The organism is Pseudomonas sp. 58 R 12 (genome assembly GCF_900005865.1).
GTDB lineage: Bacteria > Pseudomonadota > Gammaproteobacteria > Pseudomonadales > Pseudomonadaceae > Aquipseudomonas > Aquipseudomonas tritici.
Genome location: NZ_CVTP01000019.1, coordinates 315,714 through 330,067 on the forward strand (window position 1 = coordinate 315,714; position 14,354 = coordinate 330,067).

A 14,354-nucleotide genomic window follows, 5' to 3' on the forward strand; every position below is an offset into this window, starting at 1 on the left:
CCCCATACGGAAACTATCCATTTGCCGGGCGCCCCTCTATGATGCACCTATGACTTTTTGACCTGCGATGACCCATGGCCGACTTTGCTTTCTTCTGCCCCTTGTCCCACGAAGGCGTTCTCGCCGTCCGCGGCGCCGACGCTGCCAAATTCCTTCAGGGCCAACTGACCTGCAACCTCAATTACCTGAGCGAGACCCAGGCCAGCCTCGGCGCGCGCTGCACACAAAAAGGGCGTATGCAGTCGAGCTTTCGCATCCTGCTGCAAGGTGACGGCGTATTACTGGCAATGGCCACTGAGCTGCTGGAACCGCAACTGGCAGACCTGAAAAAGTACGCCGTGTTCTCCAAATCCAAGCTCACCGACGAAACTGCCGCCTGGGTGCGTTTCGGCCTCGTGAACGCGAATCAGGCGCTGGCCAGCCTTGGCCTGGAACTGCCGGCCGAGACCGATAGCGTCGCCCGCAGCGATGCATTGATTGCCATCCGCGTGTCCCCTGAGCGCGCCGAACTCTGGGTACCCACCGAACAAGCCGAGGCCGTGCACGAGCAACTGGTCAAGCAATTAAAAGAAACAGATTTGAATGATTGGCTTCTGGGTCAAATCCGCGCAGGCATTGGCCAGGTCATGCCGCAGACGCGCGAACTGTTCATCCCGCAGATGCTCAACCTGCAAGCCGTGGGCGCCGTCAGCTTCAAGAAGGGCTGCTACACCGGCCAGGAAATCGTCGCGCGCATGCAGTACCTGGGAAAACTCAAACGCCGGCTGTACCGCTTGAGCCTCAAGACCGTTGAAATGCCCGAGCCAGGCACCCCGCTGTTCTCTCCCAGCCATAACAGCTCGATCGGCGAAGTGGTCATTGCAGCAAAAGCTGACCAAAGCGTTGAACTTCTGGCCGTATTGCAAGCCGAAGCTGCCGATAGTGGCGATGTGCATTTAGGCACGCTAGAAGGTCCCGCCTTACAGCTGCTTGACCTGCCTTACACACTCGACCGTGATCGAGAGATCCAGCGTTAGTCGCCATACCTTTTTGCAACACCCTAGAGAGCATGAATGAACGAGCTGGCGGAAAAAGTCCAACAGGCTTTAGTGACGGCCATCGACAACGATGACCTGGTTCTGCCGACATTGCCGGAAGTGGCCCTGAATATTCGTCAGGCCGCTGAAGACCCGGAAATCAGCATCAGCCACTTGAGCAAAGTGATCGCTCGCGATACCGCGCTGTCGGCTCGCCTGATAAAAGTGGTCAACAGCCCGTTGTTGCGTGCGACCCAGGAAGTCACCGACCTGCACACCGCCATCACCCGGCTGGGCACCAACTACAGCAGCAACCTCGCAATCGGCCTGGTGATGGAGCAGATTTTTCACGCCCGCTCCGATGTGGTTGATCAGAAAATGCGTGATGTGTGGCGTCGCAGCCTCGAAGTGGCGGGCGTCAGCTATGCCTTATGCCGCCGTCACAGCCAGCTCAAGCCCGATCAGGCGGCCCTCGGCGGCCTAGTGCACCAGATCGGCGTGCTGCCGATCCTGACGTACGCAGAAGACCACTATGAGCTGCTGTCGGACTCGGTCAGCCTCAACCATGTAATCGAGAGCATCCATCCGTTACTGGGCGACAAACTGCTAAGCGGCTGGGACTTTCCGGAAATGCTGGCGAAACTGCCCGGCCAGTACCTGGACCTGGAACGCGATTCGGCCAACCTCGACTACATCGATGTGGTGCAAGTCGCCGTACTGTATTGCCATCGCGGCACCGATCACCCCCTGGCAAGCGTATCGGCCTCTACCCTGCCGGCGACCAAGAAACTGCGCATCGACCCCTACAGCGAATCCTTGCGCGCCGAGCTGGATGAAGCCCGCTCGATGTTCTACTGATCAGCCCGCGATAAAACTCACCCGCACCTTCAACCCGGCCTGCTCGCCATCATGCAGGCTGATCTGCGCCAGATGCGCCCGGCAGATTTCACCGACAATCGCCAACCCAAGGCCTGACCCCATGCCTTGTTGGCTGCGGCGGTAGAAACGTTCGAACACCCGGTCCCGCTCATCCTGCGGAATACCGGGGCCGTCATCCTCCACTTCCAGCACCGCTGGTGCCGTTACGCGCAGGATCACGTTGCCACCCGGCGGCGTGTGAGCCAAGGCATTGTCCACTAGATTGCTCAGCAGCTCATTCAACAGCGTTGGCTCACCGCGCAGCCACACCGGCTCGTCGGCTTCCAACGCCAGCGCCACGCCGCGTGCGTGGGCCAACGGCGCCATGGCCATGCCCAGCTCCCGAGCCAATTGGCTGAGGTCAAGTAGCTGCGCGCCGCCTTCGGCAATCGCCCGGGCACCGTTTTCGATGCGTGCCAGAGACAACAGTTGATTGGCCAGATGAGTCAGACGATCAGTGCCCTGGGCCGCAGTTTCCAGAGTGCTGCGCCAGGTGGCGGGATCTTCGGCGCGCAAGCCCAGTTCCAAGCGGGCCTTCAGCGCTGCCAGCGGCGTGCGCAACTCATGGGCCGCATCGGCAATAAACTGCGCCTGGCGCTCGAACTGGCCACGCAGGCGCTCGGTGAAGTGGTTGAGGGAGCGCACTAACGGGCCGAACTCGTGCTGCACTTCCACCAACGGCAAAGGCCGCAAGTCGTCGGGCTGGCGCTCCTCCACCGCCGTGCGCAAACGCTCCAATGGGCGCAACGCCGCACTCACGGCAAACCACACCAGCAACAACGCGCCGATGCCGAGCATGCCCAGGCGCAGCAAGGTGTCGGCCATCAGGCTGCGAGCCATGCTTACGCGCGCTTCATCGGTTTCGGCGACGCGGATTTCCGCCATGCCATTCATGTTGGGTTCAGAGACAGCCTTTAGCAGGCTCACCACACGCACTTCCTGGCCCTGATACACGGCGTCATAGAAACGTGCCAGTGCCGGATAGTCATCGGTGCGCGGCGTGCCCGGCGGCGGGCCGGGAAGGTTTTCGTAGCCGGAGATCAACTGCTGGTGGATGTCATTGACCTGGTAATAAATCCGCCCGGCACTGTCGTAGGCAAAAGTGTCCAGGGCGACGTAGGGCACATTGGCGCTCAAGGTGCCATCCACTTGGGTCAAGCCAGCGGCGATAGTGCGCGCCGACGCCAGCAGTGTGCGGTCGTAGGCGGTATCAGCGGCCTCGCGGCCATTCCAGTAGGCGCTCATGCCGCTGGCGAACATCAACAACACCAGCAGCAGCGCCAGGTTCCACAGCAGGCGCCAGCGCAGGCTGCTGGGCTTATGCATCGCGAGCTTCCAGCAAGTACCCAAGGCCACGAAAGGTCACGATAGCGATGGGCTGGCCGTCGAGTTTCTTGCGCAGGCGGTGCACGTAGATTTCGATGGCATCCGGGCTAGCCTCCTCATCCAGGCCGAACACCTGGGAGGCTAACTGCTCCTTGCTCATCACCCGACCCGGGCGAGCGATCAGCGCTTCGAGCACTGCTTGCTCACGGGACGTGAGCGTCATCAGCTCGCCACCCGCGGTGAAACGCCGGGTGTCGAGGTCGTAGACCAGCACACCGCAGGCCTGCTGACGCTCGCCACCCAACACGCTGCGCCGCAGCAACGCCTTGACCCGCGCCTCCAGCTCCGTCAATTCGAAAGGTTTGGCGAGGTAGTCGTCAGCCCCCAGGTTCAGGCCGTGTACGCGGTCCTTCACATCACTGCGTGCCGTCAACATCAGCACCGGCAGGTTTTTTCCACGGGCGCGCAAACGCGCGAGCACCTCGAAACCATCCATGCGTGGCAGCCCCACATCGAGTATCGCCGCCGCGTATTCCTCGCTGCTCAGGGCCAGGTCCGCCGCCACGCCGTCGTGCAGCACGTCAACGGTCAAACCCGTGCTCTTGAGCGCTTGCGCAACACTTTCGGCGAGTTGCAGATGGTCTTCAACCAGCAAGACACGCATGGATTTCTACCTCATTCAGGCGTGGTCGGCACCACGCATTGCCGGGCAGTTTACAGGCGCCGCCTGCCCTGTGAAGCCCGAAGACATTGAAAGGTGACTGAAAGGTTAGTGAAAGCTTCGCGCTTTAGCATTCGGCTACGGCAGGTTACGCCTGCCAAGCTATTTGAGTGATAGCAGCCGAAAAACGCCTCGAAGCGTTTTCGTCCCAATAAGAACAATAATGGAGACAGGCATGACCCCTTCCCTTCGTAAATTCGCGCTCGCCGCCGGCTGCATGCTGTTTGCCGGCCAACTGTTAGCCGCTGATGAACCCAAGCGCCCGGAATGTATCGCCCCAGCATCGCCTGGCGGCGGCTTTGACCTTACTTGCAAACTGGCGCAAAGCGCGCTGGTCAACCAGAAGCTGCTGAGCAAGCCGATGCGCGTCACCTACATGCCTGGCGGCGTGGGTGCCGTGGCCTATAACGCGGTGGTCGCCCAACGCCCTGCGGACGGCGGCACCCTGGTTGCGTGGTCCAGCGGTTCGCTGTTGAACCTGGCCCAAGGCAAGTTCGGTCGCTTCGATGAAAGCGCCGTGCGTTGGTTGGCAGCGGTCGGCACCAGCTACGGCGCCATCGCGGTGAAAGCCGATTCGCCCTACAAGAACCTCGACGATCTCGTCAAAGCCTTGAAGAAAGATCCAGGCAGCGTAGTGATCGGTTCCGGCGGTACCGTGGGCAGCCAGGACTGGATGCAAACCGCGCTGATCGCCAAAGCCGCCGGAATCAACCCGCGCGAACTGCGGTATGTGGCCTTGGAAGGCGGCGGTGAAATCGCCACCGCCCTGCTCGGCGGCCACATCCAAGTGGGCAGTACCGACATCTCCGACTCCATGCCGCACATCTTGAGCGGCGACATGCGCCTGCTGGCGGTGTTCTCCGAACAGCGCCTGGATGAGCCGGAAATGAAGAATATTCCGACCGCCAAAGAGCAAGGCTACGACATCGTCTGGCCGGTGGTTCGCGGTTTCTACCTGGGGCCAAAAGTCAGCGATGCCGACTACGCCTGGTGGAAAGACGCCTTCGACAAGCTGCTGGCCTCCGACGAGTTCGCCAAGCTGCGTGACCAGCGCGAGCTGTTCCCGTTTGCCATGACCGGCCCGGAACTGGACACCTACGTGAAGAAACAGGTGGCTGACTACAAAGTGCTGGCCAAAGAGTTTGGCCTGATCCAGTAATCGCCCCGCCACACAATGCCACTGTAACTGTAGGAGCGAGCTCGCTCGCGAAGAACTCAAAGACACCCCGTGCATCCAGACAGCACGCGTTATCGTTGACGTTCTTCGCGAGCAAGCTCGCTCCTGCAAAAGGTGGCTCTGGAGTTTCCTATGCTCTTACAACGCATTTTCGCCGCCGTGTTGCTGCTGGTCTGCGCTGGCCTCGCGCTGATGGCCTGGCCGTATCAAGCAGCATTTTCCTACGAGCCAGTCGGGCCTCGCGCCTTCCCGCTGCTGATGCTCGGGCTGATGAGCCTGGCGCTGGTCTATATGCTGATTCGCCCGCAGCCAACCAAACACACCGAAGAAGAACCGGCTCTGGACCGCGACACCTTGATCAAGATCGGCGTATGCGTCGCGCTGTTGATCGTGTTCGCCGGCACCTTCGAACCCCTGGGCTTCATCCTCAGCAGCATGCTGATCGGCATCCCGATGGCACGCCTGTACGGCGGCCGCTGGTTGCCCAGCGTGGTGATCGTCAGCCTGATGGCGATTGGTCTTTACCTGCTGTTCGATAAAGTCATGGATGTGCCGCTGCCCCTTGGCCTGCTCGCCGTTCTGGAGAACTGATATGGATACTTTCGGCTACTTGGGCCAGGGCTTCGGCGTTGCACTGTCCCCCTACAACCTGATAACCGCGCTGTGCGGCACCCTGATCGGCACTGTGGTCGGCCTGTTGCCGGGCTTGGGCCCCATCAACGGTGTGGCGCTGTTGATCCCCATCGCCTTCGCCCTCGGCCTGCCGCCGGAATCGGCGTTGATCCTGCTGGCCGCCGTGTACCTGGGCTGCGAGTACGGCGGCCGGATCAGCTCGATCCTGCTCAACATTCCGGGCGAAGCGTCCACCGTGATGACCACCCTCGACGGCTACCCGATGGCCCGCAAAGGCCTGGCGGGTGTAGCGCTGTCGTTGTCGGCCTGGAGCTCATTTATCGGTGCGTTTATCGCTACCTGCGGCATGGTGCTGTTTGCGCCGCTGCTCGCCAAATGGGCGATTGCCTTCGGCCCGGCGGAATACTTCGTACTGATGGTATTCGCGATTGTCTGTCTCGGCGGCATGGCGGGTGATAAACCCCTGAAGACGTTTGTGGCGGCACTGATCGGCCTGTTCCTCTCGGCGGTAGGCATCGACGCCAACAGCGGTGTGTACCGTTTTACCGGCGATAACATTCACCTCACCGACGGCATCCAGTTTGTGGTGTTGGTGCTGGGCTTGTTCTCCATCAGCGAGATCCTGTTGCTGCTGGAAAAAACCCACCGTGGTCAGGAAGCCGTGAAAGCGACCGGACGGATGATGTTCAACCTGAAGGAAGCGTCTTCTGTCTTTGTAGTAAACATCCGTTGCGGCCTGCTGGGTTTCATCATGGGCGTTTTGCCGGGTGCCGGTGCAACCCTGGCCTCGGCGGTTGCCTACATGACCGAAAAACGCCTGGCCGGTGCCAGCGGTAAATTCGGCCAAGGCGACATGCGTGGCCTCGCCGCTCCGGAAACCGCGATCGGCGCGTCCGCCTGCGGTGCGCTGGTGCCGATGCTGACGCTTGGCGTACCCGGCTCGGGCACCACGGCGGTGATGATCGGCGCGTTGTCGCTGTACAACATCACCCCTGGCCCGCTGCTGTTTCAACAGCAACCGGATATCGTCTGGGGCCTGATCGCCTCGCTGTTTATCGCCAACATCATGCTGGTGATCCTCAACATCCCGATGATCCGCATCTTCACCCGTATCCTCGCCGTGCCGAACTGGGCGCTGGTGCCGGTGATCGCCATCATCACGGCGATTGGTGTCTACGCCGTTCACGCCACCACCTTCGACCTGTTCCTGATGGTCGGTATCGGCATCTTCGGTTACATCCTGCGCAAGCTCGACTTCCCGCTGTCGCCGGTACTGCTGGGCTTTATCCTTGGCGGTTTGATGGAGCAGAACCTGCGCCGTGCGCTGTCGATCTCCAACGGTGACCTGCAAATCCTCTGGTCGAGCCCGATCACCTTTGGTGTGTGGGTGCTGACTGCTCTGATGCTGGCCTTCCCGCTGGTGCGCATCTACCGCAAACGTGCCCTGCAGCGTCGTGCCGTGGCCGATGTCTGAAGTCACCTTTAGACAATGGTGGGGAACACCGCTGGTCGGCCTGGCCGGCGGTTACCTGGCCAGCCTGGTCGGCTGGCCTTTGCCGTACATGGTCGGCTCGTTGCTGGCGATCATCCTGGTGCGTTGCCTCACGCCTTGGCAGTTGGGCGAGATTCCCGGCGGGCGCAAATGCGGCCAATGGGTGGTGGGCATCGGCATTGGCCTGCACTTCACCCCGGTGGTGATCGAGCAGGTGATGAGCCACTTCGGGCTGATTTTTTTTGGCGCACTGGTCACCAGCCTGTCGAGCGTGGTCGGCGTGTGGCTGATGCGCCGTAGCGGTGAAGACCGCGCGACGGCGTTTTTCTCCAGCATGCCGGGCGGCTCCGGTGAGATGGTCAACCTCGGTGCACGTAACGGCGCGGTGCTCAGCCGGGTCGCGGCGGGGCAAAGTCTGCGGGTGCTGGTAGTCGTGCTGTGTGTGCCGGCGATCTTCAAATATCTGCTGGAAGGCGGTACGCCGCAGTTTCATCCGGCGCCGGTGAGTTGGCATTGGTTGTTAGCCCTGTTTCCGATGGGTGCGCTGGTGGCCTGGGGATGGCAGCGTTTGCGTCAGCCAAACCCGTGGTTGTTCGGTCCCTTGCTGGTGAGCGCCACGGCCAGTGTTGTCTGGGACCTGCATATCGGCCTGCCCAATGGCGGTAGCCAGATTGGCCAATGGCTGATCGGCAGCGGCTTGGGCTGCCACTTCAATCGCCAGTTCTTCCGCCGGGCACCTTCGTTCATGGGGCGCACCTTGATTGGCACCGCCTTGACCATGGCGCTGGCGACATTGGCAGCCGTTGGCTTGAGTGCCCTGACTCACCTGGACCTGCGCTCGCTGACGCTTGGCATGATGCCCGGCGGCATTGCCGAGATGAGCCTCACCGCCGAAACCCTGCAATTGTCGGTGCCACTGGTCACGGCCATGCAGGTGATGCGATTGTTATTTGTACTGTTTCTGGCGGAGCCATTGTTCCGGTATTGGAATCGTCAACCCTGACAACCGTTACCGTTTGTCGGCACTGTCAATTCTCACAGCTGGTTGCCCCCCGAGTTCCGCGTTACACCTCTCGCAGCTACTCCCACTCAGTAAATGGGCCGTAGACATTGAGTTCCTCACTGACTGCAGAGGGTTCCACCATGGATAACGCAGAAGAATCTTCCACGCCACCCGGCCAACGCTTGATCAAGCTTGCACAGGGGCGATCACTGCTTGCGCCGTACGCCACCAAGCAACAACAAAAAAAGAAACAGGCTGCACGGCGTACGTTCATTGATCCTCGTTACCTGGTGCCACGCCCCTCCGACGTATCTCTCAACTCGACGCAAGCCTTCAAAAAGGTTCGCCTCGAAGACTTGGTACTGTATATCCCCGCAAATACCCAGCCGGTGCAAGGCGTCGATGCAGGTATCAATCTCGTCGCGATAACGACTCACGAGGAGGGGCTACTGATCGCCTTGCTGCCATTTCTGGAAATGGCAGCGCTGCAGCTCGTGGAACTGTTCTTTGGCGACCTGACCAAGCCCGTCGCGTCCACCACCATCCACCAGCATGAAGTGGATAACGCAGAGTTGATTGTGCTGTTCGTACCCTCGGATACGATCACCGATGGCTTTGCAATCGCGTACATCAGGGTCACAAGCCTCGGCCAGGCCGTAGGAGAAACCAGAAAATTCACGCTGAAGGTCGATAAGGTGGTACCCGCCGGACAAAACCCGAACGGCCACAGTTTTGTAAATACGAATATGCTCAAGCCAATCATTCCCCAAGAATTTCTCGACTTTGGCGTTTCAGAAGACGACGCCCAAAACTGCATAGAGATTCGCGCCCCCTTCTACCCCGCCGATACCTCATTGTCACCACGCACATACCGGGCGGAGCGTGATGTTGTTCGCCTGAAAATCGGCGACGCATTATTCGAACATAAGGTATCTGAGCCAGAAGCGGATGGTTTTGAGGACATTGTATTCAGGCTGTGCATTGAACAGTGGCGCCAGATCGGCAGCGGCTCTCACCTCGCCGAGTACAACGTGATTGATGAATGCGGAAACTATTCGGAAGGCTGGTCGCTCCCCGAATTCATCCAGGTGTTCCTGAACGATGGTTCAGAGCCATTGTTGCCCCACTGCTTCTTCGATGAGGCTCCGGAAGACATCCTCAACCTCGACGAGGTCGTTGGTGCCTTCGTGACGATCATCATTCCAATCGCGGGTAACGCCTACCTGTTGGGCGACGTGATCAAGGTGACCCTCACTGGCAGGACGGTGGATGGGCAATCGGTGAAGAAAACCTACAGTTCCGCCCCCCTGACATCCACCACGACGCGCCAGCTTAGAATTCCATGCCCGGTAAGCGACCTGGTCCCGTTGATCAGAGGGCAGGCTCGACTTCGCTATGAGCGCATTCGCTTTGGCGCGCCGAATAGAGGCTCACAGCTTACCCAGGTCAGAGTGATCGGCACCGCCCTTCCCGTCGGGCTCTACGCCCCGATATTTCGGGAGGCTGTCGGTGAAACACTGCCTGCTGATACCCCCATCGTTAACATTGACATCCGTAAATCTCACGGACAGGATTTCTTTGACCGCATCACGCTGAAGCTGCTGGGCCGCTACCCTAACGGCAAGTATTACTACCACGAAGAATCCAAAAATGCAGGCGCAGGCAATGTGGTGTTCTCGATTATCAATGGCCCCGAGGGTGATATTGCCAAATTGGCAGGGGGCAGCCTGACAGCCTCTTATACCAGTGAGAATAGCGAGGGAACACGGCCATCCCCGGAAACAACAGTTTATGTCGGTGCCTCTGCGGCCGCACTGCCCGAACCGAGGGTGTATGATGCGCCGCCGCCTGATTACGTGTTTGATACGAGCCAATCCCCCGGCGATGCCACCATTGAGGTCGACCCCAACAACGATATCAAAGTGGGGGATACGGTCACCCTGCATGCTGAAGGCAATGGAGGAAGCGCTCCGCCGCAACCCTTCTTTGTCTCAGACACTTGGGAAGACAGGCCGCTGCCTTTCACGCTCGAGCGCAAGTACATCCTGCTCAATCACTTCATGAATATTTTCTACGACCGGTCCCGCCCAGGCGTTGTAACGCGCTTTTCGAACAGCGTGCCCATGAAAATCCTCGCAGGGCGCCATCTACCTACGCCTTTCGTTTACAACAGCACGCCGGTGGACGACGAAAACGCGACCATCAACCCGGTCATTGCTGACAACACTCCCGAGGTGACGGTGCGCGTGCAGTTTGCACCGGTGTCTTCGAACGATCTCATTAAACTCGAACTGCTGGGCAAACCCGGTGCGACGCTGCCGTCCATAACGCCCCAATACGGCAACCCAACCACAGGTTTCGTCGATTTCAAGTTCTCCAACAGTGTGATCGGCGACTACGTTGGGAGCGTCCTGCGTCTTCAGTATCACGTCACCACCAACGGCGTCACCGATGACTCAAGGGTGCTGAATCTGCGCGTACTGGACTTCGATGAACTACCCGGCGGCAATCCACTGCCGCGGCCAAGACTCAATGGCCTGAAACCCGGCTCAATCGTGGACTTGAACACATTCAACACCGACTGCTGGGTGGACTTGGCGCGGTGGCTGTTGAGCAGAAAAGGCCAACGGATCTGGCTCAGGCTCCATAGTGTTGGTGCAATACCCTTAACACTGTTGGACGGCCATCCGATCGACCAAACCCAAGCCGACAACGGGATAGTGAATGAAAAGGCAATACGCAGTTGGTTTACCCCACTCGCAAATGACAGCCAGGTTACGGCAAAGGCAGCCGTCACTTTCGATGGTAGTTCAAATGAACTGAACGCCACGTCCTTTCCGTTGAGCACTTACATCATAAGAGCGCTTCGGCTCCATGATTTGACAGACTTTGAATTATTGTCCTGGAACGGATGGGTCAATATCATCAACGGCACGGGCGTAATCAGAAATGTAAATAACAATAATTTCTGGTATGTAAAACTGAATAACGGCAGCCCTGTCGCTCCCGGCGTCATTAAAACTTTCTATATCGAGAGCGGTAAAGCCTACGACTTGAGCTTCAAGATGAAGGTGGACCTGAGCCCCTATCAACCCCAGGTTTTCATAGAGTTCGGCACTCAGTCACAGACGTTCGTCCATGTTAACCCAGGTGTGTGGACCTCACATTCGAGGACCTTTTCATTGCCTGCCGGAGTTCCCTCTCAGTTCTTGCCTATGCGCATCTACTTCAAGAGTACCTACTCAGGGGCAGAATTTTCACTGGATGATATTTTGGTTGTGGAGCGGCCATAGACTCATTCCTGAACACCGACGCAGGGTGGTGATATTGCCACCCCACGCCGCAATTCTCCAGGCATTAAAAAGGCCTCTTTACCGTCAGGTAGAGAGGCCTATTAATGTATTACTTCTTATCTACAACGTTTAAGAGCCTCATCAAACTCTTGCCCAGCCGGGCATTGGTTTGGGTATTTTATCCATCGATTGATACTGCCGTTCCACACACACCGATAATACCAACCGGGCGATATGCTTTTGAAATAACCTGCGCTAGTGCAGGCAGGATCAAGTCCGGGGTACTCACTTGAGACCGTCTCGGAAGGTCCACTGGAACAAGCGGCAAGCAGTACAGCCATGCCTGCTGCCAGTAAGACCTTGGGGACGGTACGCATAGTTTTTTTACTAATAAAATGAGGCATGGGAATCTCCTGATAAGGAATGCCCATCCAGTTAGCCCCCAAAAACACAAACCGCCTACTGTCAGATTTGACAGGTTAGCGGTTTGCCTGACGAACGGAAATCAGCCCCGACGACACTTAGAACGCGTAGCGAAGCCCCACATTCACCCCCATGGGTTGCTTGATATTCTTGCCCACGCTGCGTTCCACGTCTGCATGCAGGCTCAACGCCTGCGATACCGACATCGCCACACCCGCCCCCAGTTTCAATCGTGAACCCGACAGGTCGTTGTTGAACGAGTTATCGTTGACGAACACTTTGTTGCTCTGATCAAACTCATGGGCGACCGCGGCTTTCAAGTAAGGCTGCAGCACGCCGCCGTTGTCGAGCTGGATATTATTACCGGCAGTCACGCCCAGCTCACCAATGACCGAACTCGAACGATCACCTTTGGCTTGCAGGCCATTGTCCAGCGTATAGCTTTGGGCTTGAGTAATCACCGCCGCCAACTGGCCATAGGGTTCGACGAAGTAACCGTCATCCAGCGTAATATGGCGGCCGAACTCCGCCGAGGCGCCCATGGCGTTTTGCGTGTAGTTGCCTTTACTCTTCTTGCCGTCGCTCATGGCCACGTTGGACTCATTGTGCAAGCGGTTGAACTTGAGCACACCGTCGAAGTAGAAGCCGCTTTCGCTGTCCAGCCACGTTGCATAGCCGCCCACGTAGTAACTATTGATGGTGGCTTTGCTGCCCAGGTTCAGGTCCAGGTCCGATTGGCTGTGGCCGGCCATCGCGCCGATCAGCCACTGCCCGTCACCGGCTTCCAGCGGCGCATCGGCACCCAGGGTGAAACCGCGTTGGCTCTGGTTATAATCCAAGCCCGTCTTGTTGTTGGACACTTCATACTTATTGCCATAGGCGCGGGTCCACAAGCCGGCGGTCTGGCCGCCATTGAAACGCAGTTCGCCCATGCGCGTACGCAGGTTGGTCATTTCCCCCAACAACACACTCGGCGCCGCATTGAACAACGCCAACACCGAGTTGGTGCTCGGACTGATGACCTTGCTGTCCGGGTCCAGGTACCAATCGTGGTTCTGGTTATCCGCTGCCAGGTCGTAAGAATAGGTGCCGCGATCGACACGACCGCCCACCAGGCTGAAATTCGCCACACCATCGGCGGTGTGCACCATGTGCAGGCGCTCGTTCAACGGGTCGGCACCCGTGGCGGCGAGCAGCAACTGATGGTTACCTGCTGAGGTGCCCGTCACGTTCAGGAAGTCGCCGGTCAGCGAGCCGAAATCTGCCTTCATGATGAACGTACCGCCGGTGCCGGACAGGTTGGCCACGTCCAACTTATAAAAGGCGGCCGAGTCGCCAAACTTCACGTTACCGCCATTCATCGACAACTCATTGAGTGCCTGTTGACCGTCCACCATTACCCAGGTGGCGTCGCTGTTGACCGACAGTTTGTCGACATTGTCCAGGCGCCCGGTCAGCACTGAACCGTTGTTCAGACCAACGTTGGCGATGCCGCCGCTGTTGATGATATCGCCGTTCATGAAGGCGAAATCCATGTTCAGATCCAGGGCGCTGTCTTTGCCGACTTGGATATTGCCGTTCAAGGAACTGTTGTAGACATTGACATCGGCCGCGCCGCCGTGGGCGAGCTCAAGCATGTTGCCGTTGCCGCCGACCAAGGTCGTGCCATTGTTGATGTTGATCTCGGTGCCACCGGGGTAGTCCACCAGGATGGCAGCCCCTGTTCCGCCCACCACTTCAGTCTGGTTGAGGTTAAGCACGGAGGGGTTATCCACCGTAGGCAGGCGATACGCCACAATGCCGTTGGTGCCGCCGTAAATTCGGCCGCCCTGGGTGGTCAACTGTCCGTCGTACGCTCGCAAACCAGCGTTTGCACCGCTGACCTGGGTGTTGTGCAAGGCCAAGGTGCTAGAGCCGCTAAGCACGATGCCATCTGTGGCGCCCGTCACCTCGCTATCGAACACTTCGACGGCAGAGCCGCGGTCCGAATTGGTGCCGACAATCATGCCTTCGGCACCGCCGCTGTAGATCGAAGCATCGCGCAGGGTGGCTTTACTGCCATAAAGCGCCACGCCCACTTCAGTACCGGCGGTGTTCTTGACCGTGCCACCGTTCATCGTAAAGGTCGAATCATAGGCTTTAACGCCCAGCATCCTGGCCCCATTCGAGGTCAGGGTGGCCTCGGTCACGTCGTAGCGGTCAACCAACGTGTCAGCGTCAATGACCACGTTCTGCCCAGGGTAGATGTTCAACGCATGGGCCTGTGTCGCCGCCAAGGCCACAGGCATGACGGCCAGTAATTTGATAGCACGTGATAAACGAGAAAGACAAAATGTTTTTTCAGTAGACATG

The 14,354-nt window shown here is 58.7% G+C and carries 11 protein-coding genes; 7 read left to right on the forward strand and 4 right to left on the reverse strand.

Annotated elements, in window-relative coordinates; all coding sequences use genetic code 11:
• The first annotated feature begins 74 nt into the window (after nt 1–74).
• Nucleotides 75–1,016, forward strand: coding sequence for a CAF17-like 4Fe-4S cluster assembly/insertion protein YgfZ (locus BFP95_RS17120; RefSeq protein ID WP_065874755.1), 942 nt, complete (start codon nt 75–77; stop codon nt 1,014–1,016).
• Nucleotides 1,017–1,052: 36 nt separating this feature from the next.
• Entirely contained in the window at nt 1,053–1,874 is an 822-nt protein-coding gene (locus tag BFP95_RS17125) for an HDOD domain-containing protein (protein ID WP_065874754.1), read from the forward strand.
• Here the strand turns inward: BFP95_RS17125 and BFP95_RS17130 are convergent, their stop codons facing one another.
• Both BFP95_RS17130 and BFP95_RS17135 read right to left on the reverse strand, forming a co-directional pair.
• A complete protein-coding gene (locus tag BFP95_RS17130) occupies nt 1,875–3,260 on the reverse strand; it encodes a sensor histidine kinase (RefSeq protein WP_065874753.1) in 1,386 nt (461 codons plus the stop codon).
• A complete protein-coding gene (locus BFP95_RS17135; protein WP_065874752.1) occupies nt 3,253–3,924 on the reverse strand; it encodes a response regulator in 672 nt (223 codons plus the stop codon). Before BFP95_RS17135 ends, BFP95_RS17130 begins: the two co-directional genes overlap by 8 nt.
• 232 nt (nt 3,925–4,156) lie before the next feature.
• Here BFP95_RS17135 and BFP95_RS17140 point away from each other — a divergent pair, with 232 nt between their 5' ends.
• From BFP95_RS17140 to BFP95_RS17160, 5 genes are all read left to right on the forward strand, one after another.
• Nucleotides 4,157–5,140, forward strand: a complete 984-nt coding sequence (locus BFP95_RS17140) for a Bug family tripartite tricarboxylate transporter substrate binding protein (protein WP_065874751.1) — start codon at nt 4,157–4,159, stop codon at nt 5,138–5,140.
• Nucleotides 5,141–5,290: 150 nt separating this feature from the next.
• Entirely contained in the window at nt 5,291–5,749 is a 459-nt protein-coding gene (locus BFP95_RS17145; RefSeq protein WP_065874750.1) for a tripartite tricarboxylate transporter TctB family protein, read from the forward strand.
• Nucleotide 5,750: 1 nt separating this feature from the next.
• The gene (locus tag BFP95_RS17150; RefSeq protein ID WP_065874749.1) at nt 5,751–7,265 is read left to right on the forward strand and encodes a tripartite tricarboxylate transporter permease; all 1,515 of its coding nucleotides are present in this window, start codon (nt 5,751–5,753) and stop codon (nt 7,263–7,265) included.
• Nucleotides 7,258–8,286 (forward strand): AbrB family transcriptional regulator, encoded by a 1,029-nt coding sequence (locus BFP95_RS17155; RefSeq protein ID WP_065910472.1) that lies wholly within the window; start codon nt 7,258–7,260, stop codon nt 8,284–8,286. The genes BFP95_RS17150 and BFP95_RS17155 overlap by 8 nt, the downstream gene beginning before the upstream one ends.
• Before the next feature lie 140 nt (nt 8,287–8,426).
• The gene (locus BFP95_RS17160) at nt 8,427–11,579 is read left to right on the forward strand and encodes a hypothetical protein (protein ID WP_065874748.1); all 3,153 of its coding nucleotides are present in this window, start codon (nt 8,427–8,429) and stop codon (nt 11,577–11,579) included.
• Between the two features lie 116 nt (nt 11,580–11,695).
• Here BFP95_RS17160 and BFP95_RS30375 read toward each other — a convergent pair whose 3' ends face one another.
• The gene (locus BFP95_RS30375; protein WP_369426290.1) at nt 11,696–12,010 is read right to left on the reverse strand and encodes a carbohydrate-binding module family 14 protein; all 315 of its coding nucleotides are present in this window, start codon (nt 12,008–12,010) and stop codon (nt 11,696–11,698) included.
• A gap of 90 nt (nt 12,011–12,100) precedes the next feature.
• Nucleotides 12,101–14,290 (reverse strand): autotransporter outer membrane beta-barrel domain-containing protein, encoded by a 2,190-nt coding sequence (locus tag BFP95_RS17165; protein WP_371913939.1) that lies wholly within the window; start codon nt 14,288–14,290, stop codon nt 12,101–12,103.
• Between the last annotated feature and the right edge of the window lie 64 nt (nt 14,291–14,354).